Below are 19,279 nucleotides of genomic sequence, written 5' to 3' on the forward strand. Positions count from 1 at the left end.
CGGCCGACTCGGTACGAATAGGCCGGCTCGATGAGATGAGGGGGCGCTACGCCTCGCGCAGCAGCTTCTGGATGCGCTGCAGCGACACCGGCTCGGCCGTGCGCAGGTGCTGCGCGAACAGGCTCACCCGCAGCTCCTCGATGAGCCAGCGGGCGCGCACGAGATGCTCGGGCGCCTGCTCCGGCAGCGGGATCGACCCGCCCGCCTGCTCGAAGAGCGCGAGCGCGCGGTCGACCTCGTTCTGCCGCGCCCGGTCGCGCCCGGGGTTCTCGGAGAGCCCTCGGCATCGCCACTGCACCGCCTCGAAGTACACGGGCAGCCGCGCCAGCCGCGCGAGCCCGGTGCGCGCCACGAAGCCGTCGAAGACGAGGCGATCCACCTGCGCGGCCGCGTCGGCGACCTGGCCGAGCACCTGGATCGACTTGGTGCCGTCGATCGCCTTGCGGGCGAGTCGCGCCCCGTCGAGCACGCGCGCGGTGAGCGCGATCGCGGCATAGATCTCGTCGATCAGGGATCGCGCGTAGTCGTTCGCGATGCGCTCGAACACGGCCTCCGACCACACCAGCCCGTCGGGGGCGTGACGGCGGATCACGCCGTCGGCGACCGCGAGCGACACGTCGGCGATGGCGGCGTCGAGCGAGCGGTAGGGCCCCGCGCCGAGCAGCAGCTTCTCCTGGTTCGAGAGGTGGTCGCGGATGTAGCTGGCCGGAGAGGGCGAGCTCAGCGCGACGAGGCGGCGGATCCCGCGCCGCGAGAGCCGGGTCTGCTCGACCTCGTCGGCCACGAGCACGAGATCGACGCTCGTGCGGCGGTCGACCACGGCGGGGTAGGCGCGCACCACGCCCGCGCCCGATCCGCGGCCCTTCGCGTAGGCGGTGTCGACGTGCCGGGGCAGTTCGCCGAAGACCCAGCCGGTCGCCCCTTTGCGCTCGAGGTCGCTCTTCGGCATGGCCGCCGCCGCGACCTTCGCGACGCCCTGCGTCGCGCGATCCTTGTGGGCGGCCTGCAGCGCGGCCAGGTCCTTGCCCGAGCCGACGGTGCGCCCGCGCCCGTCGACCACGCGGAACGTGGGGGTGAGATGGGCGGGCAGCCGCGAGGGGTCGAAATCGTCGGGGGAGACCGGCACGCTCGTGCGGCGGCGGATCTCGTCGGCGAGCAGCTGCAGCAGCGAGGGTGCGGCGGTCGGCTCTGACGAAGAACCCGGCCGCCGCTGCGGCTCGGCGACCGGGCTCGGTGTCGCCGCCAGTCGCGGCTCCACCGTCTCGAGCAGCGTGCGCGCCCAGTCCGCGGCGGGCACGACGTGCTTGCGGATCGCCTTCGGCAGCGTCTTGATGAGCGCGGTGACGAGCTCCTGGCGCAGACCGGGCACGAGCTTCTCGAAGTCGCCGCGTTCGAGGCGGGGCAGCAGCGGCAGCGGCACGTTCACGGTGACGCCGTCGTCGTCGGCGGTCGGGTCGAAGCGGTACTTCAGGCGCAGCGTCTGGTCGCCGTGCCGCCACTGGCGGGGGAACTCGCTCTCGTCGACCTCGGCGGCCTCGCCCTCGACGAGGTCTTCTCGGCGCATGGTGAGCAGTTTCGGTTGCGCGCGCTGCGCCTCCTTCCACCACCCCTCGAAGCTGCGGGTCGAGACGACGTCGGCGGGGATGCGGGCGTCGTAGAAGTCGTAGACGGCCTCGTCGTCGCTCACGAGATCGCGGCGGCGGGTGCGCTCTTCGAGTTGCTCGAGCTCGCGGCGCAGCTGCCGGTTGGCGCGGTCGAAGGCCTGGCGCGAGTCCCACTCGCCGTCGACGAGGGCGTGGCGGATGAACAGCTCGCGCGCGTGCTCGCGGTCGAAGCGGGCGAGCTGCACGCGGCGGCGGTCGACGATGGGCACGCCGAAGAGGGTGACCCGTTCGTAGGCGACGGCGGCGCCCTGCTTCTTCTCCCAGTGCGGCTCTGAGACCTGGCGCTTAGCCAGCGGCCCCGCGAGCTCCTCGGCCCAGGCCGGGTCGACCACGGCGTTCGAGCGCGCGAAGAGCCGCGAGGTCTCGACGAGTTCGACGCTCATCACCACCTCGGGCGGCTTCTTGGCGAGCACCGACCCCGGGTACAGCACGAAGCGGGTGCCCCGGGATCCGACGTACTCCTGGGCGGGCTTGCGCTTCACGGCGCCCGCGGCGCCCCGGCCGCGAGCGGGAGCGCTGCGATCCTGCCGATCGTCGCGCACGCCGAGCTGCGAGAGCAGGCCGGCGAGGACGGAGCGGTGGATCGCCTCGCCCGATCCCGATCCCGATCCCGATCCCGATTCGGATCCCGATCCCGCGCCCGTCGTGTCATCCCGCTCCGCGTCGGCGCCGCGGGGGCGGGGTCGAGCGGCGGCTGCACCGCCCCTCACCCCCGCGATGCGCGCCAGCTGGCGGGTGAGGTCCATCCACTCGCGCACGCGCAGGAACTTGAGGTATTCGGCCTTGCACAGGCGGCGGAACGCGCTCGACGACAGCTCGCGCTGCCGCTCCTGCAGGTAGTCCCAGAGGTTCAGCAGGGTCATGAGGTCGCCCTGCGGGTCGACGAAGCGGGCGTGCAGCTGGTCGGCCTGCGCGCGCTGCTCCTGCGGCCGCTCGCGCACGTCCTGGATCGTGAGGCCCGCGACGATCGCGAGCACCTGGGGCACCACCTCGTGCCTGCGCGCTTCGACGACCATGCGCGCGAATCTCGGCTCGATCGGCAGACGCGAGAGCTCGCGGCCGATCTTCGTGATGCGGTGGTTCGCGGATCCGCCCGCCCTGCCGCTCCGCCCCTTGCCGCGCCCGTCGCGGGGCGCGCCGCCGCGGTCCAGCGGTTCGACGGCGCCGAGTTCGGCGAGCAGCCCGAGGCCGTCGGCGATGCCGCGCTGGTCGGGCGGGGTGAGGAACGGGAAGCGGGCGATGTCGCCGAGGCCGAGCGAGAGCATCTGCAGGATCACGGATGCGAGGCCGGTGCGGCGGATCTCGGGTTCGGTGAACTCGGGGCGGCTCTCGAAGTCCTCCTCGGAGTAGAGGCGGATCGCGATACCGGGGCTCGTGCGTCCGGAGCGCCCCGAACGCTGATTGGCGCTCGCCTGGGAGACGGGCTCGATCGGGAGACGCTGCACCTTGCTGCGCGCCGAATAGCGGGAGATGCGAGCGGTGCCCGCGTCGACGACGTAGCGGATGCCCGGCACCGTGAGCGAGGTCTCGGCCACGTTCGTCGCGAGCACGATGCGCCGCGCAGCCGCGCTCGCGCCGCTCGCGCGCTCGAAGACGCGGTGCTGTTCGGCTGCGCTGAGGCGGCCGTAGAGGGGCAGGATCTCGATCGGTCTCGCGCGGTTCGCGCCGAGGCGGCCGCGCAGGGCGTCGGCGGCGTCGCGGATCTCGGCTTCTCCGCTGAGGAACACGAGCACGTCGCCTCGATCCTCTGCGCCGAGTTCCTCGACCGCGTCTCCGATAGCGTCGAAGAGGTCGCGCTCGACCGTGACGACCCGGGACTCGGGTGCGGTGGTACCCGCTCGGCCCGCGGGCGAGCGCTTGGCGTCCGCCTCCGAGCGACCCGCGCCCGTCTCGGGCCGCTCGATCTTCTCGACCAGCGGCCGGTACCGGATCTCGACCGGGTAGGTGCGGCCCGACACCTCGACGATGGGGGCCGGGCGCTTCGTCCTCGGATCGGCGAAGTGCTCGGCGAACGACTCGGGGTCGATGGTGGCCGAGGTGATGATCACCTTGAGGTCGGGTCGGCGGGGCAGCAGCGTCTTGAGGTAGCCGAGCAGGAAGTCGATGTTGAGCGACCGCTCGTGGGCCTCGTCGATGATGATGGTGTCGTAGGCGCGCAGGTCGCGGTCGCGGTGGATCGCGTTGAGCAGGATGCCGTCGGTCATGAGGCGGATCCGGGTCTGCTCGGAGACCTTGTCGGTGAAGCGCACCTGGTAGCCGACGAGCCCGCCGAGCTCGGAGCCGAGCTCCTCGGCGATGCGCTCGGCGATCGTGCGGGCCGCGATGCGGCGCGGCTGGGTATGGGCGATGCGTTCGCGGCCGAGGGCGAGCGCGATCTTCGGCAGCTGGGTCGTCTTGCCCGAGCCGGTCTCACCCGCCACGATGACCACCTGGTTGTCGCGGATCGCCGCCTCGATCTCGTCGCGCATCTGCGAGACGGGGAGATCCGCGGGGAATTCGATGCGGGGTTGCGTCATGATCCCACCATTATCGCGGACCGGGCCGGTCGGCGCCGAAGGAGCGGTTCGGCTCGGGGACTCCGTACCCGGACTGTCGCCGCCCGGGCCGCCTGTGGCGCAGGCCGTCCCCGGGCCGTCCGCGACGCAGGCCGTCCCGGCCGTCCGTGACATGGGCCGCAGACGGAGGTCCACCCGAGAATGCCGGGGGCCGGGCATAGACTGATCGAGCACGTGACCCCGCAGCGAAAGCGAGACCAGATGAGCGCCCTGCCGATCCCGAATCTCACCCTCACCGGCGGCACCGAGATCCCGCAGCTGGGCCTCGGCGTGTTCCTGGTCGAGGCGGGCGAGGCCGAGCGGGTGGTCTCCGACGCGCTCGAGGTGGGGTACCGGCACATCGACACGGCTCGCATCTACGACAACGAAGCCGAGGTGGGGCGCGCGATCGCCGCGAGCGGCATCCCGCGCGACGAGCTCTTCGTCACCACCAAGCTCTGGAACGACGACCACGCGCGAGCCGGCGAGGCCTTCGAGCAGAGCCTCGACCGGCTCGGCCTCGACCGCGTCGACCTCTACCTCGTGCATTGGCCGCTGCCCAAGGTCGAGGGCAGCGCGCTCGCCGCCTGGCACGGGCTCATCGAGATCGCCGAGTCGGGCCGCGCCTCGGCCATCGGCGTCTCCAACTTCGAGATCGAGCACCTGCAGCAGGTGATCGACGCGACCGGTGCGGTGCCCGCCGTCAACCAGATCGAGCTGCACCCGCTGCACCAGCGCCGCGAGCTGTCGGCGTTCTGCGCCGAGCAGGGCATCGCGATCGAGGCCTGGGGGCCGCTCGCCCAGGGCAAGACCGACCTGTTCGAGCGCCCCGAGGTGCTCACCGCCGCAGAGCGGCACGGCAAGACCCCCGCGCAGGTGGTGCTGCGCTGGCACCTGCAGCAGGGGCGCATCATCTTCCCGAAGACGGGCCGCCGCGAGCGCATGGTCGAGAACGCCGACCTCTTCGACTTCGAGCTGTCGGGCACCGAGATCGAGGCCATCGACTCGCTCGAGGTCGGCACCAACTTCGGGCCCGACCCGCGCAGCTTCGACGTGCGCTGAGCGCCGCGGGCCGCCGCACGGCGCCGCCCACCGGTGCCGGGCGCGACCACACGCAGAGACGAGGAGACCCACATGACGAAGACTCCCATCACCGTGACGCTGACGGGCGCGGGCGGCCAGATCGGCTATGCGGCGCTGTTCCGGATCGCGGCCGGTGACATGCTCGGCGCCGACCAGCCCGTGTCGCTGCGCCTGCTCGAGATCCCGCAGGGCATGCGGGCCGCCGAGGGCGCCGCGCTCGAGCTGACCGACTGCGCCTTCCCCCTGCTCGCCGGCGTCGAGATCAGCGACGCCCCCGAGGTCGCCTTCGACGGCGCGAACGTGGCGATGCTCATCGGGTCGCGGCCGCGCACCGCCGGCATGGAGCGCGGCGACCTGCTCGAGGCGAACGGCGCCATCTTCGGGCCGCAGGGGCGGGCGATCGGCGCCCGCGCGGCCGACGACGTGCGCGTGATCGTGGTGGGCAACCCCGCGAACACCAACGCGCTGATCGCGCAGCAGCACGCCCCCGAGGTGCCCGCCGAGCGCTTCACCGCGCTCACGCGCCTCGACCACAACCGAGCCGTGGGTCTGCTCGCAGCCGAGGCCGGCGCCGGAGTGGCGCAGATCGACGGGGTGACCATCTGGGGCAACCACTCGGCCACCCAGTACCCCGACCTCAGCCACGCGACGGTGGGCGGCGCGCCGGCGCTCGAGGCCGTCGACCCGCAGTGGGCGCGCGGCGCCTACATCGAGCGGGTGGCGAAGCGCGGGGCCGAGATCATCGAGGTGCGCGGCGGCTCCTCGGTCGCCTCCGCCGCCAACGCCGCGATCGAGCACGTGCGCGACTGGATGCTCGGCACGGGGGAGCGGCGCACGAGCGCCGCCGTCGTGTCGCACGGCGAGTACGGCGTTCCCGAGGGGCTCATCTCGTCGTTCCCGGTGCGCTCCGAGGGCGGCGCGTGGCGCGTCGTCGAGGGGCTCGCGGTCGACGAGTTCTCGCGGCAGCGCATCGACGCCTCGGTGGCCGAGCTCGTGTCGGAGCGCGATGCGGTGCGGCAGCTCGGGCTGATCTGACGCCGCGCGCCCATCGGCGAGCGACCGGTCGCGGTGGGGTCGGCGATCCGGCGTCGGCGTGGACGGCCACGGGTTGCCGCCCCGTCGGCCTCACCCCGCAGCGGACCGGAGAGGGCGCCGAGCCCAGTAGGATAGAGCCCATGTCTAAGGTGCTTTCTTCCCTGCCTGTCGGCGAACGCGTCGGCATTGCATTCTCCGGTGGTCTCGACACGTCGTGCGCGGTCGCGTGGATGCGCGAGAACGGCGCGATCCCGTGCACGTACACCGCCGACATCGGGCAGTACGACGAGCCGGACATCGACGGGGTCGCCGGCCGCGCGAAGGAGTACGGCGCCGAGATCGCCCGCCACGTCGACGCGAAGCGCGCCCTCGTCGAAGAGGGCTTCGTCGCCCTGCAGACCGGGGCCTTCAACGTGCGCTCGGGCGGCAAGACCTATTTCAACACCACGCCGCTCGGCCGCGCCGTCACCGGCACGCTGCTGGTGCGCGCGATGAAGGAGGACGGCGTCGACATCTGGGGCGACGGCTCCACCTACAAGGGCAACGACATCGAGCGCTTCTACCGCTACGGTCTCATGGCGAACCCGGCGCTGCGCATCTACAAGCCGTGGCTCGACAAGCAGTTCGTCGAGGAGCTCGGCGGCCGCCAGGAGATGAGCGAGTGGCTCGTCGCGCACGGCTACCCCTACCGCGACTCGACCGAGAAGGCGTACTCGACCGACGCCAACATCTGGGGCGCCACCCACGAGGCTAAGAAGCTCGAGTTCCTCGATGCGGGCCTCGACATCGTCGAGCCGATCATGGGCGTCGCAGCCTGGCGCGAAGACGTCGACGTCGCCACCGAAGAGGTGTCGGTGCGCTTCGAGGCGGGCCGCCCGGTCGCGATCAACGGCGTCGAGTTCGACGATCCGGTGGCGCTCGTGCTCGAGGCGAACGCCATCGGCGGCCGTCACGGCCTCGGCGTCTCCGACCAGATCGAGAACCGCATCATCGAGGCGAAGTCGCGCGGCATCTACGAGGCCCCCGGCATGGCGCTGCTGCACATCGCCTACGAGCGCCTCGTGAACGCGATCCACAACGAGAACACACTCGCCTCGTACCACACCGATGGACGCAAGCTCGGTCGCCTCATGTACGAGGGCCGCTGGCTCGACCCCGAGTCGCTCATGCTGCGCGAGGCGCTGCAGCGCTGGGTCGGCTCGGCGATCACGGGCGAGGTCACCCTGCGACTGCGCCGTGGCGATGACTACACCATCCTCAACACCGAGGGCCCGAACCTCAGCTACCACCCCGAGAAGCTCTCGATGGAGCGCACCGTGGGCGCGGCGTTCGGCCCCGAGGATCGCATCGGCCAGCTCACCATGCGCAACCTCGACATCGCCGACTCGCGCGCGCGTCTCGAGCAGTACGCCCAGCTCGGGCTCGTGGGCGGCGCGACGGCCGAACTCGTCGGAGAGCTCGAGCAGGGCGGCGCGGCCGAGATCGCCGACGCCGTCGGCGGCATCGACGAGGAGGGCGACGCGCTCGGCCTGTCGGCCGCGTTCGACGCCGGCACCGACTGATCCTCGCCGGCGGTGCCGGCCCGCATCGGCCGGCACCGCCCGACTTCGGGCACCGCGACCGGGTGACGACGCCGGGCGCGAGCGGCGCGGCGCTTGAGCGCGCGGCGCTCGTCCTCGCTGAGGCCGCCCCACACGCCCGAATCCTGGCCGGTGTCCATGGCGTACTGCAGGCACATCTCGGTGACGGTGCAGCGAGCGCAGACCGACTTCGCACGCTCGATCTGCTCGACGGCCGGGCCGGTGTTGCCGACCGGGAAGAAGAGCTCGGGGTCTACGGTGAGGCAAGCAGCCTTCTCGCGCCAATCCATTGTGTGTCCTCCATTTGTAAACGCACGCACACGAAATACACTGGAGGCTAATGCCAGGAATCTCGCGCCGTAACTATCTGAAACGTGGCTGAGAATGCTCACGTCAGTGTGCGCGAAACTCGACGGAATATATAGTTTCACGGATGTAGAAGCAAATCAATAGTGTATTTGCAATTGATTGGAAAGAGGCTCGACATGCCCTCGTCACCCGCTGATCACCCACGCTCGCGAGTCGCCTGGCGGGCGCTGGCCGCGCTGCTGGCGGTCGAGAGCGCACTGCTGCTGTGGGTGCTCGGCGTCACGGTGGTCGGTGCGCTCGGCTCGGAGGGCAACCCGCTGCAGAACCTCAGCCTGATCGTCATGGCCGCGCTGTCGTTCGCGTGGGTGGTGGTGACCCTCGTGGGTGCGGTGAAGGCGCGGGCGAGCTGGGTGCGCGGATCCTCGCTCACCATCCACGTGCTGCTCTTCGCGGCGGGCACCGGCTGCCTGCAGATCGGCATCGGCCCGTGGTGGCTGGGCTTCGCGCTCGTGGCGCTCGCCCTCGCCGGCTTCGCCGCCGCGATCCTCGCCCGCCCCGCAGTTCAGTCCGCCGGCGAGCAGTAGGGCGGCCCTCGACGGGCTCGCGTCCGGCTCGGGATGGGGCACCGGCTGCCGCCGATCACGTGCCCGGTGACGCGCCCGCGCCCGGGCCGTCCGCCCCCGGGGTCAGGCCGCGTCGAGGCCGAGCAGCTTGCGCACACGGGCGACGTGCCCAGTGGCCTTCACGTTGTAGAGCGCGTGTGCGATCCGCCCCTCCTCGTCGATCACGAAGGTCGAGCGGATCACACCCTGCACGATGCGCCCGTAGTTCTTCTTCTCGCCGAACGCGCCGTAGGCGGTGAGCACCTCGCGATCCGGGTCGCTCAGCAGGGGGTAGTCGAGCGAGTCGCGCTCGGCGAACCGGGCGAGCTTGTCGACCGGGTCAGGGGAGAGCCCGAGCAGCTGGTAGCCGGCAGCCTCGAGCGATGCGACCGAGTCGCGGAAGTCGCAGGCCTCTGTCGTGCAGCCGGGGGTCATGGCCGCCGGGTAAACGAAGAGGATCACCCGCCGGCCGCGGAAGTCGGCCAGCGAACGGGTGGCGCCGTCTTGATCGGGGAGCGAGAAGTCGGGGGCGGGCTGTGCGGGCTCGAGGATCACGCGTTCCGTCATGCCCTCAGCCTATCGGTGCGCGGCTGAGCCCGTGCCGATCCCGACTCGAGAAGCCGTGCGCGATCGTCGCTCGATCAGGCGGCTCCGCGCCCCATCTCGACGGCGACCGGGGCCGGGCGGGCCCGCAGCGAAGCGGGGCCGGCGCTACTTCAGCAGTCGGCGCAGCGACTCGACCCGCGCCGCGCCCGCGGCGTCGAGCCGACCGTCGGCGATGGCGGCGTCGAGCTCGCAGTCGGGGGCGCCCTCGAGGTGCGTGCAGCCGCGCGGGCAGCCGTCGATGATCTCGGCGAGGTCGGTGAAACCCCGCAGAATGCCCTCGGTGGTGACGTGTCCGAGCCCGAAGGAGCGCACGCCCGGCGTGTCGATCACCCAGCCGGTGCCGCCGCCCGCGCAGCCGGGGGTCTCGGCCCGGTACGCGACCGACGACGACGAGGTGTGGCGGCCTCGGCCGGTGACCTCGTTGACGTGGCCGGTGGCGCGGCCCGCCTCGGGCACGAGCTCGTTGATGAGCGTCGACTTGCCGACCCCCGAGTGACCGACGAACACGGTGGTGCGACCCGCGAGCGCCTCGCGGATCTCGTCGAGCGGCCAAGCCCCCGGCTGCGAGCGGAAGACGGGCACCTCGAGCGCCGAGAAGTAGCCGAGGAACGGCTCGGGATCGGCGAGGTCGACCTTGGTGATGCAGATGAGCGGCCGGATGCCCGCGTCGTAGGCGGCCACGAGATAGCGGTCGACGAGGCGCACCCGCGGTTCGGGGTTGGCCGCCGCCACCACGATCAGCATCTGGTCGGCGTTCGCGACCATCACGCGCTCGACCGTGTCGCTGTCGTCGGCGCTGCGCCGCAGCAGCGTGCGGCGGTCCTCGATGCTCACGATGCGGGCGAGGGATCCCTCCGCGCCGCTCGCGTCGCCGACGAGCTGCACCCGGTCGCCGATCACGATGGGGGTGCGCCGCAACTCGCGAGCGCGAGCCGCGACGACGACGCGCTCGGAGAGGTCGTGGGGATCGGCACCCGACTCGACGAGCGCGGTGTAGCGGCCGCGATCCACCGCCGTCACCAGGCCGACCACGGCGTCGGCGTGCTCGGGTCGCCGTTTGGTGCGGGGGCGATTCGCCTTGGGATTGGGGCGCTGGCGCACCGCGTGGTCGGCGTACTCGGAGTAGGGGCCGTCTTCGTCGTCGTCCGGGGTCAGCCAGCTCATGTCCAGCTCGTGCCGTCCGGGGTCTGGGGGAGGGTGAGGAGGAGCGGGTTCGAGGCCGACGCGGCCGCGCCGCCCGGCCCGTCGAGCGGCGCGCCGGAGCCGGAGGCGATGCCGAGCATACGGCCCCACAGCTCGGGGAACTGGGGCAGCGTCTTCGAGGTGCAGCCGATGTCTTCGACCTCGACACCCGCGACGCGCAGCCCGACCAGGGCCCCCGTCGTCGCCATGCGGTGGTCGGCGTAGCTCTGCCAGACGCCCCCGTGCAGCGTGGCCGGTCTGACCGCGATGCCGTCGTCGAGCTCGACCGCGTCGCCGCCCAGCCGATTGACCTCGGCGACGAGCGCGGCGATGCGGTCGGTCTCGTGGTGGCGGATGTGGCCGATGCCGGTGATCTCGCTCGCCTCGCCGTCAGTGCCCGCGGTGCCGTGCGCGGCCAGCGCCGCGAGCCCCACGAGCGTGGGTGCGAGCTCGCCGGCCTCGGGCACGTGCAGCCGGACGCCGCGCAGACGGCCGCCGCTCGTCACGGTGAGGGATCCGTCGGCCGCGAGCACCGCGTCGGCGCCGAACGCCGGCAGCAGCGTGCGCAGCTGATCGCCGACCTGCGTGGTGGCCGAGGGCCAGCCGGGCACGGTGACGCGGCCTCCGACGGCCGCAGCCGCGGCGAGGAACGGGGCGGCGTTCGAGAGGTCGGGCTCGATGCGGGCGTCGAGCGCCCGGATCGGCCCGGGCTTCACGACCCATTCGCCGGGGGCGGGGGACTCGACGTCGACGCCTCGGGCGCGCAGCGTCTCGATGGTCATCTCGATGTGCGGCAGGCTCGGCAGACGCTCCCCGGTGTGCACGACGTGCACCCCCTCGTCGAAGCGCGCGCCCGAGAGCAGCAGGGCCGAGACGAACTGACTCGAGAGCGATGCGTCGAGCTTGACCCGGCCGCCGCGCAGCGATCCGGTGCCGTGCACCGTGAAGGGCAGGGCGCCGCGCCCCTCGTCGGCGATGTCGGCGCCGAGAGCGCGCAGCGCGTCGAGCACCGGGCGCATGGGGCGCTTGCGCGCGTAGGGGTCGCCGTCGAAGGCGACTGGTCCCAGGGCGAGGGCGGCGACCGGCGGCACGAAGCGCATCACCGTGCCGGCGAGGCCGCACGCGATAGTCGTGGAACCGGTCAGCTCATCGGCGGGCGTGATGCGCAGGTCGGGGCCGAACGGACTGTCGGTGGGCACCTGCTCGATGCCGGTGCCGAGCGCCCGCAGCGCGTCGACCATGAGCGCCGAGTCGCGGGAGTGCAGGGGCGCGCGCAGGGTGCCCGGCCCGTCGCCGAGGGCGGCGAGGATCAGCTCGCGACCCGTCAGCGACTTCGAACCGGGAAGGGCCACGCGCGCGTCGAGCGCGCCATCCGCGAGCGGTGCGTCCCATGGGGCCTCGTGCTCGCCGAGACCCTCGCCGGCGTGCGCCTCGTCGCCGTCCTTGCCCTTGTTCATCTTCGCTTCAAGCATCGTCCTCGATTCTACCCGGCCCGCGTCCGACGGGAGCGGGAGTCGCAACACGCCGACCCGCTCGGCGCGAGACGGCGTGTTGCGACTCCCGCCCGTGGAAGAGGAGGCGTGCGCGGGGCGCTCACGGGGGAAGCAACGGAGGGAGGCGTAGGATCGAGGGTGTGAGTGACACCACGGCGCACGAAGATCAGGCGGTACTGGAGCAGCGCTTCACCCGAGAGGCGCTGCCGCTGCTCGACCAGCTGTACGGCGCGGCGATGAAGATGACGCGCAACCCGCAGGATGCGCAGGATCTCGTGCAGGAGACGTTCCTCAAGGCGTTCTCGGCCTTCGCGTCGTTCCAGGAGGGCACCAATCTCAAGGCCTGGCTCTACCGCATCATGACGAACAGCTACATCAACACCTACCGCAAACGGCAGCGAGAGCCCTACCTCGGCGCCGTCGACGAGCTCGAGGACTGGCAACTGGGCGGCGCCGAGTCGACCACGGCGATGTCGGCTCGATCCGCCGAGGCCGAGGCCATCGATCGCACGCCCGACACGGTGGTGAGCGAAGCGCTCAACGCGCTGCCCGAGGATTTCCGCATGGCGGTCTACCTCGCCGACGTCGAGGGATTCAGCTACCAGGAGATCGCCGACATCGCGGAGGTGCCCATCGGTACGGTGATGAGCCGCCTGCACCGCGGCCGCACCAGGCTGCGCAAGACTCTCGGGGAATACGCGCGCGAGCAGGGCGTTGGACTCAGTGCGGGAGGCGCGGCGACGAAGCGCACCGGCCGCACGAAGACGAAGGACACGGAAGAGGGAGCGACGCGATGAGCGATTGCGGTTGCGAGACGGCGCAGGCCAACCTCTACGAGCTGCTGCGCGGAGAGCTCTGCGCCGAGGAATCCGCGCCGATCCGGGAGCACCTCGAGAGCTGCCCCGGCTGCCAGGACGAGCAGACGGTCTGCATACGCCTCACCGAGGTGGTGCGCCGCGCCTGCGAGGAAGAGCGCGAGAACTGCGCTCCCGCAGACCTGCGCGATGCGATCCTGCGCGGCCTGCGCGTGAGCTGAGCCCGGCCGGCGTTCTGAGCGGCCCGCGAGGGCCGAGCGGGACGGTGCGCACGAGCCGCCTGAGCGTGTTGCAGGGTCGACCTTTCGGCATGCCCGGGGAGTAGTTCCGGCGCGCCTGACGACCGCCGGTTACTCGACCAGCTGCGCGTGCAACCGCGCGATCGTGGTGTCGGCGACGCCGCTCACCCGCAGGTAGTCGCGCACCGAGCCGAACCGCTCGTCGACGGCGGCGAGCGCGCGGTCGATCGCCGCGAGCGGCGTCGACACGAGCAACTGCTCGAGCGACGGCGTGACCTCGATGCCGAGGTGCTTGATCAGCTCGAGGTTCTTGGCCCGCCACTCGCCGCTGAGGTTCTGCTCCGAGGCCGAGTAGTCGTGCATCACGTCGTCGCGATCCACGCCCACGGCCAGCAGGGTGAGGGCGGCGACGGCGCCCGTGCGATCCTTGCCCGCGGTGCAGTGGAAGACCGTCGCGCCGGGCTCGGCGAGCATCGTCACGGCGGATGCGAGCCGGTCGCCGTGCTCGAGGTAGAGCAGCTCGGTGAGCGCGTAGATGTCGAGCTGCGCCGAGATGTGCTGCCTGACGTCGGGGAAGATGGGGTGCGGAACGACGACGGCGCTCTCGGGCACGAGGTCGGGCAGCGGGGCGCGCTCGGCGTCGTCGCGCAGGTCGATCACGCGCGCCACCGAGAGCTCGGCGATCTGAGCCCTGCCCCGGTCGCTGAGCGCGGCGAGCGCGTCGGAGCGGAAGAGCGCCCCCGACCTCGTGCGTCCGCCGTCGGCTCGGAACCCGCCGAGGTCGCGGAAGTTGTACGTTCCTTCGATGGGGAGCAGTGCGGAGGTCACACCCTCATCCTAGGCCGCGTCTCGCGTGCTCCTCGCCCCCCCTGCGCGCTCGAGTCGTCGAGCCGCTCGCGGGCCCGCCCGGCCGTGGTGATCCTCGTGGCGGTGCGCGGCCCCGACGCACTCGACGGATTCAGAGGGCGAGGCCGCGCATGATCGACGCGAGCAGCACCGGCTCGGCCTCGTGCAGGTTGTGCGGCCCCGGCACCGTGAGGATCTCGTTGTTCGGCAGGCGATCCCGCCACTCGCCGACGAGATCGTCGCTGAGGATGCCGTGCTGCGCCCGCACGAGCGTGGCGGGCGGTTCGAGGCGCTGCAGGGACGCCCAGATCGGCGCGTAGGGGTGCGGGTCGCCGTTGCCCGAACCCGGCAGCGCGTCGAGGTGGGCGAGGTGGTGCGTCCACTCCAGTCGGCCGTCCGGGCGCCGGCGCGTGTTGAGCGCGACGCCGCGGGTGAGTGCGGTGCGGTCGGAGCCGATGCCGAAAGCGATGGCTCGATCGACGATCTCGTCGATCGAGGCGTAGTCACGCTGCCCGGTGATGAACTCGACCACGGCGCCCGCGTTCCCCCCGGGCGTGATGCCGGGGGTGATGTCGACCACGACGAGCCGCCGCACGAGCCGGGGGCGGGCGTCGGCGACGAGCGCGGCGGTCAGCCCGCCGAGCGAGTGGCCCAGCAGCGCGACCGGGCCGCCCGCGAGCCGGTCGAGCGCCGTCACGATATCGGCGGCGAGGCGCTCGGGGCGGTAGTCGGCATCGGCGCGCCAGTCGCTGCGACCGTGCCCGGGCAGATCGAGCGAGAGCGCTGGCCTGTCGAGGGCCAGCAGCGCCGGATCGAAGCTGTGCGCGTTGAGGCCCGCGCCGTGCAGCACCACGAACTCGGGATCCGCGGGCCCTCCGAAGCGCAGCCCGCTCACCGCGCGGCCCTCGGCGACCGGCGCGGAGATGCGCTCGACCCGCGGCAGCGGGGCGCTGCGGCCGACGCGCGCGGCGTCTCCCGCGAGGAACCGGAACTCGTCGTCGGAGGACGGGGCTTCGCTGCTCATTCGGCCAGTCTAGGGACGTCGGCGCCGATCACTCGAGGAAGACACGGCGGTGCGCGAGGCGCTGCCGATGATGCCGGCCGCGCGCGGCCGGAGGCCGCCCGGATCCGCAACCTTGGGGGCGACCCTCCGAGGAGCGGCGGGGCGGGCCCGAGGGGAGCGACGTGCGCGGCGCACCCCGTTCACCCCTCGCGACGCTTCGGCCGGCGCGAGCGTCGCACGTAACCGCCGTCCTCGAGCCCCGCCTCGATCTCGAAGCGGTTGCGCAGCGGATCCCGCCCCGCGAGCAGGTAGAGCAGCGGCATCGCGAAACCGTAGCGCCGCCACTGCTCGCGGTGCACCAGCTCGTGCCGCAGCACCGCCGCCCCCGTGTTGCGGTCGGTGAGATAGCAAGCCCCCACGCAGCTGCCGCCGCGCCCGAACGTCCACTTCGGCATGCCGCTGAACACCCAGAGCCCCTCGTGGCGCCGCACCTCGCCCGTGCTCCAGATGGAGCCCCAGGCGAACCCGACCGCCGTCGCGTAGAGGTACCCCAGCCGTGCGAGGGGCCACCGTCCGTGCCGGGTGCTCCGCTGACCCGCCTCCGTGCGCTCTGGTGCCGTCACCGCGCCGTCCCCGAAGTGAGCGCCGCGAGCACGCGCAGCACCGTCGGCAGATCCTCGGCCGCGGCGGAGGCGCTGGCGGGCGCGAACTCGCAGATCGAGGCGCCCGCGAGCGGCAGCGACGCCACGGCCGCCCGGATCGCCGCCGTCAGCTGAGCGACCGTCACCCCGAAGGGCACCGCCTCGTGGACGGCTGAGAACTCGGCGGGATCGAGCACGTCGAAGTCGACGTGCACGTAGACGCACTCGGCACCCGAATCCGCGAGCCGATCCCGAACCGCGGCCGCGAGCGCATCGGGATCCGGGCGCTGCTCGGGATCCGTCACGCCCGCGATCGACACCGGATCCAGCACGTGCACGCCGCGCCGCTCGATCTCGGCGTCCTCCTCGGGATCGATCGCCCGCGTGCCGATCAGGGTCAGCAGCGCGGGATCGATCGGGGCTTCGCAGGCCAGGTCGGGGGAGCCCTCGCCCAGGGCGTGCCGCAGCGTCATGCCCGACGCTGCGCCCGAGGGCGACGTGCTCGGATGCTGCAGATCGGGGTGGGCGTCGAACCACAGCACGGCGAGACGATCCGCTCCGTGCGCGCGCACCGAGGCCTCGAGCCCCGCGAGCGACGAGGCGCAGTCGCCCCCGACGATCACCGGGGGCGCATCGCCGAGCTCGACGATGGCCTCGCGCGCGGCGTCACGCGCGCGCAGCAGGCTGCTGAGCCGCGCCACGGGCGTGCCCATGGCATCGCCGGCCTCGAGCGGCACCGGCACCTCGCGAGTCGCGGAGGCAGGCAGATCCTCCCGCAGCGCCTCGGCCCCCTCGGCGAGTTGCATCGCGCGCGAAGACGCGGATCCCTGCCACTCCGGCATCATCAGGAACACGGGTTTCGACACAGCGCCTCCTCGCCTCGTGCACCCCTCCAGGATACTCCGCGGGAGCACCGAACCGGACGTTTCTTCCCGAGGCCTCCGCCCAGCGGGCGGCGTCGATCCGCTCGGAACGGGAGGCCGAGCGGCTGCTGGCTCGCCCCCGTTGCGCCTCCGCTCGGGCTCGGCCCTGCCCCTCGCTTCGCTCCGTGGGCTGCCGCCGTGTGCGGCACTGGGCTGAGCGCGAACGCTGCGCGTCCGCTTATGCTCAGCCCTGCCCCTCGCTTCGCTCCGTGGGCTGCCGCCGTGTGCGGCACTGGGCTGAGCGCGAACGCTGCGCGTCCGCTTATGCTCAGCCCACCGTGACGAAGTCGATGAGATGCTCGACGCGTCCCACCAGCTCGGGTTCGAGGTCGCGGAAGTCGCGCACGCGGCCGCGGATGCGCGCCCAGGCGTCGGCGATGTCGGCGGGCTCGTCCGAGGGCCAGCCGAGCGCGCGGCAGATGCCCGTCTTCCACTCGATCGACCGCGGAATCTCGGGCCACGCCTCGAGCCCCACCCGCGCGGGCTTCACCGCCTGCCAGATATCGACGAACGGGTGGCCGACGATGAGCACATGCGCGCCGAACGGACCCCCGGCGATCGCCTCAGCGATCCGCGTCTCCTTGCTGCCGCGCACCAGGTGATCGAGCAGCACGCCCGCCCGCCGATCCGCGGCCGGGCCGAACTCTGCGAGCACCTGTTCGAGGTTGTCGGCGCCCTGCAGCAGTTCGACCACCACGCCCTCGACGCGCAGGTCGTCGCCCCACACCTGCTCGACCAGTTCGGCGTCGTGCTTGCCCTCCACGAAGATGCGGCTCGGCATCGCGACCCGCGCCCGCTGCTGCGGGGCGGCGAACGAGCCCGACGCCGTGCGCTGCCTCCCGGCCGGCTTGCGCTTCGGCGCCACGAGCCGCACCGGCTCGCCGTCGATGAGGAAGCCGTCGCTCAGGGGGAACGCGCGCACCTTCCCGCGGAAATCCTCGAGCTGCACGAGCCCTTCCCTCGCGCCCACGACGGCGCCGCACCACTCGGTCTCGCTGTGCTCGACGACGAGGCCGCGCGAGAGCGGCACCTCGCGCCGCTGCACCGGGCCGCGGCGGGGCTTCATCCTGGCGAGGGGGTCGTCGTCGTAGCGCGGGTCGAACACGTAACCCGAGCCTAGCGCGCGGCGCCGCCCGATGTCTGCCCCGACGAGGAGTGCCGGAGGGGCTCGGCCTCCGCCCCTGCCGTCGAGCCAGATAGGCTGGGCCGGTGAGCGACGACCCCGACGAGCCGGCAGCCCGGCGACGCGGCCTGCGAGGGCTGCTCGTCGACACCACCCCGCTGACCGCGAGCCCCGCGTTCGCGAAGCTCTGGACCGGCACCTCGGTCACTCAGATCGGCGCGCAGGTCACGATCGTCGCGGTGAGCCTGCACATCTACGAGATCACCCACTCCACGCTCGCGGTGTCGTTCGTGGCGCTGTGGGCGCTCGGCCCCATGATCCTCGCCGGTTTCGTGGGCGGCGCGCTCGCCGACTCCTTCGACCGGCGCACGGTCGCGCTCGTCACCGCGATCGTCGCGTGGTGCAGCACGGGCACGCTCGCGCTCATCGCCTTCCTCGGGGTCGAGACGACCTGGCCCTACTACGCGCTCGCCGCGGTGAACGCCGCGTCCGCGACGATCAAGGGTGCGGCGCAGGGTGCGATCCTGCCCCGTCTGCTCCCGACGCAGCTGCTGCCGGCGGCGGCGGCCCTCAGCGGCATCACGATGGGGTTGGCCGTGACCGTGGGGCCGGCGGTCGCGGGTGTGCTCGTCGCGACGGTGGGCTTCTCGTGGACGTACCTGCTCGACGTGGTGCTGTTCACCGGCGCCTTCCTCGGGATCATGAGTCTGCCGCCGATCGCGCCCGACGGTCGCCGCCGCGGCATCGGCATCGGGTCGGTGGTCGACAGCATGCGGTTCCTGCGGCGCGCGCCGAACGTGCGCGCCACCTTCGTCTGGGACCTGATCGCGATGATCCTGGGGCAGCCGCGCGTCGTGTTCCCCGCCGCGGGGGCGATCGTGCTGGGCGGCGGGCCCGTGACCGTGGGCATCCTCACCGCGTCGTTCGCGATCGGCGCGCTGCTCAGCGGCCTTGTCTCCGGGCCGCTGGGAGGCGTGCGCCGACAGGGGCGGGCGGTGACGCTCGCGGTCGCGGCGTTCGGGATCTGCACGGCCCTCTTCGGGGTCGTCCTGCTGCTCGCTTCGCTGGGCGTCGACGAGCGCCTGGTCGCGATGGTCGCGGTCGACGACGACTCCTTCATCCCGGCCAACGTCGTCGCGATCGTGCTCGCGGGCGTCGCGCTCGCGGGGGCGGGCGCGGCCGACAACGTGAGCGCCGTGTTCCGCACCACCATCCTGCAGGCGGCGGCGCCCGACGACGTTCGCGGCCGCATGCAGGGCCTCTTCTACGTGGTGGTGGCGGGCGGGCCGCGCGTGGGCGACCTCGTGGCGGGCGGTCTCGCGACGCTCTTCGCGCTCTGGGCCTCGCCGCTCGTGGGCGGCGCGCTCATCTTCGGCATCATGCTCGTGCTGCTGCGCACGGCGCGCGGCTTCCAGCGTTACGACGCGCACCGGCCGACGCCGTAGCGCGCCGCCGGATCCGCCCGCCCTGCCCCGCCGCGCGATCCGCACCCGCCGAAAGGCGGATTTCGCACACGAGCACCCTCGTGCGCATGCGAAATCCGCCTTTCGAGGCACGCAGCGCAGCCACTCACCATAGGAGCCCGTCTCGGAGCAGCCCCG

The 19,279-nt window shown here is 72.5% G+C and carries 16 protein-coding genes and 1 pseudogene; 7 read left to right on the forward strand and 10 right to left on the reverse strand.

Annotation, left to right across the window (positions count from 1 at the left end):
- Positions 1-46: 46 nt before the first annotated feature.
- Positions 47-4,180, reverse strand: coding sequence for an ATP-dependent RNA helicase HrpA (hrpA, locus tag Leucomu_RS05935; protein ID WP_128386651.1), 4,134 nt, complete (start codon positions 4,178-4,180; stop codon positions 47-49).
- A gap of 240 nt (positions 4,181-4,420) precedes the next feature.
- Between hrpA and Leucomu_RS05940 the strand changes: the two genes are divergently transcribed.
- The 3 genes from Leucomu_RS05940 (at position 4,421) to argG (ending at position 7,878) form a co-directional block, all read left to right on the forward strand.
- Complete coding sequence (locus Leucomu_RS05940; RefSeq protein ID WP_017884804.1) at positions 4,421-5,260, forward strand: aldo/keto reductase; 840 nt, start codon at positions 4,421-4,423, stop codon at positions 5,258-5,260.
- A 72-nt stretch (positions 5,261-5,332) separates the two neighbouring features.
- Positions 5,333-6,316: a malate dehydrogenase gene (locus tag Leucomu_RS05945; RefSeq protein WP_017884805.1), complete on the forward strand. Its 984-nt coding sequence runs from the start codon at positions 5,333-5,335 to the stop codon at positions 6,314-6,316.
- Positions 6,317-6,456: 140 nt separating this feature from the next.
- Positions 6,457-7,878: an argininosuccinate synthase gene (gene argG, locus Leucomu_RS05950; protein ID WP_128386652.1), complete on the forward strand. Its 1,422-nt coding sequence runs from the start codon at positions 6,457-6,459 to the stop codon at positions 7,876-7,878.
- 68 nt (positions 7,879-7,946) lie between these two features.
- On the opposite strand, the pseudogene Leucomu_RS05955 reads toward argG, so the two are convergent.
- A pseudogene (locus tag Leucomu_RS05955) lies at positions 7,947-8,186 on the reverse strand (WhiB family transcriptional regulator); the annotation flags it as partial.
- Between the two features lie 195 nt (positions 8,187-8,381).
- Here Leucomu_RS05955 and Leucomu_RS05960 point away from each other — a divergent pair.
- Positions 8,382-8,789: a hypothetical protein gene (locus tag Leucomu_RS05960; RefSeq protein WP_017884808.1), complete on the forward strand. Its 408-nt coding sequence runs from the start codon at positions 8,382-8,384 to the stop codon at positions 8,787-8,789.
- Positions 8,790-8,891: 102 nt separating this feature from the next.
- On the opposite strand, the gene bcp is transcribed toward Leucomu_RS05960, so the two are convergent.
- From bcp to aroA, 3 genes are all read right to left on the reverse strand, one after another.
- Positions 8,892-9,374, reverse strand: coding sequence for a thioredoxin-dependent thiol peroxidase (gene bcp / locus Leucomu_RS05965; RefSeq protein ID WP_017884809.1), 483 nt, complete (start codon positions 9,372-9,374; stop codon positions 8,892-8,894).
- A 144-nt stretch (positions 9,375-9,518) separates the two neighbouring features.
- Positions 9,519-10,577: a ribosome small subunit-dependent GTPase A gene (gene rsgA / locus Leucomu_RS05970; RefSeq protein WP_128386653.1), complete on the reverse strand. Its 1,059-nt coding sequence runs from the start codon at positions 10,575-10,577 to the stop codon at positions 9,519-9,521.
- Positions 10,574-12,067 carry a 3-phosphoshikimate 1-carboxyvinyltransferase gene (gene aroA, locus Leucomu_RS05975; protein WP_128386654.1) on the reverse strand — a complete coding sequence of 498 codons (1,494 nt, stop codon included), beginning with the start codon at positions 12,065-12,067 and terminating at the stop codon, positions 10,574-10,576. Before aroA ends, rsgA begins: the two co-directional genes overlap by 4 nt.
- A gap of 161 nt (positions 12,068-12,228) precedes the next feature.
- On the opposite strand from aroA, the gene Leucomu_RS05980 reads away from it, so the two are divergent.
- Together Leucomu_RS05980 and Leucomu_RS05985 are read left to right on the forward strand one after the other, a co-directional pair.
- A complete protein-coding gene (locus tag Leucomu_RS05980; protein ID WP_017884812.1) occupies positions 12,229-12,885 on the forward strand; it encodes a sigma-70 family RNA polymerase sigma factor in 657 nt (218 codons plus the stop codon).
- Positions 12,882-13,124 (forward strand): anti-sigma factor family protein, encoded by a 243-nt coding sequence (locus tag Leucomu_RS05985; protein WP_017884813.1) that lies wholly within the window; start codon positions 12,882-12,884, stop codon positions 13,122-13,124. The genes Leucomu_RS05980 and Leucomu_RS05985 overlap by 4 nt, the downstream gene beginning before the upstream one ends.
- A gap of 129 nt (positions 13,125-13,253) precedes the next feature.
- Here the strand turns inward: Leucomu_RS05985 and Leucomu_RS05990 are convergent, their stop codons facing one another.
- From Leucomu_RS05990 to Leucomu_RS06010, 5 genes are all read right to left on the reverse strand, one after another.
- Positions 13,254-13,970: a tyrosine-protein phosphatase gene (locus tag Leucomu_RS05990; RefSeq protein ID WP_128386655.1), complete on the reverse strand. Its 717-nt coding sequence runs from the start codon at positions 13,968-13,970 to the stop codon at positions 13,254-13,256.
- Positions 13,971-14,100: 130 nt separating this feature from the next.
- Positions 14,101-15,012 carry an alpha/beta fold hydrolase gene (locus tag Leucomu_RS05995; RefSeq protein ID WP_017884815.1) on the reverse strand — a complete coding sequence of 304 codons (912 nt, stop codon included), beginning with the start codon at positions 15,010-15,012 and terminating at the stop codon, positions 14,101-14,103.
- Positions 15,013-15,191: 179 nt separating this feature from the next.
- On the reverse strand, positions 15,192-15,614 hold the full coding sequence (locus Leucomu_RS06000; protein ID WP_128386656.1) for a Fe-S oxidoreductase: 423 nt from the start codon (positions 15,612-15,614) through the stop codon (positions 15,192-15,194).
- A complete protein-coding gene (locus Leucomu_RS06005; RefSeq protein ID WP_128386657.1) occupies positions 15,611-16,498 on the reverse strand; it encodes an arginase family protein in 888 nt (295 codons plus the stop codon). Before Leucomu_RS06005 ends, Leucomu_RS06000 begins: the two co-directional genes overlap by 4 nt.
- A gap of 325 nt (positions 16,499-16,823) precedes the next feature.
- Positions 16,824-17,660, reverse strand: a complete 837-nt coding sequence (locus Leucomu_RS06010; RefSeq protein WP_128386658.1) for a DUF3097 domain-containing protein — start codon at positions 17,658-17,660, stop codon at positions 16,824-16,826.
- A 104-nt stretch (positions 17,661-17,764) separates the two neighbouring features.
- Between Leucomu_RS06010 and Leucomu_RS06015 the strand changes: the two genes are divergently transcribed.
- On the forward strand, positions 17,765-19,123 hold the full coding sequence (locus Leucomu_RS06015) for an MFS transporter (RefSeq protein WP_128386659.1): 1,359 nt from the start codon (positions 17,765-17,767) through the stop codon (positions 19,121-19,123).
- Positions 19,124-19,279: the final 156 nt, after the last annotated feature.

It is taken from the genome of Leucobacter muris (genome assembly GCF_004028235.1).
Lineage (GTDB): Bacteria > Actinomycetota > Actinomycetes > Actinomycetales > Microbacteriaceae > Leucobacter > Leucobacter muris.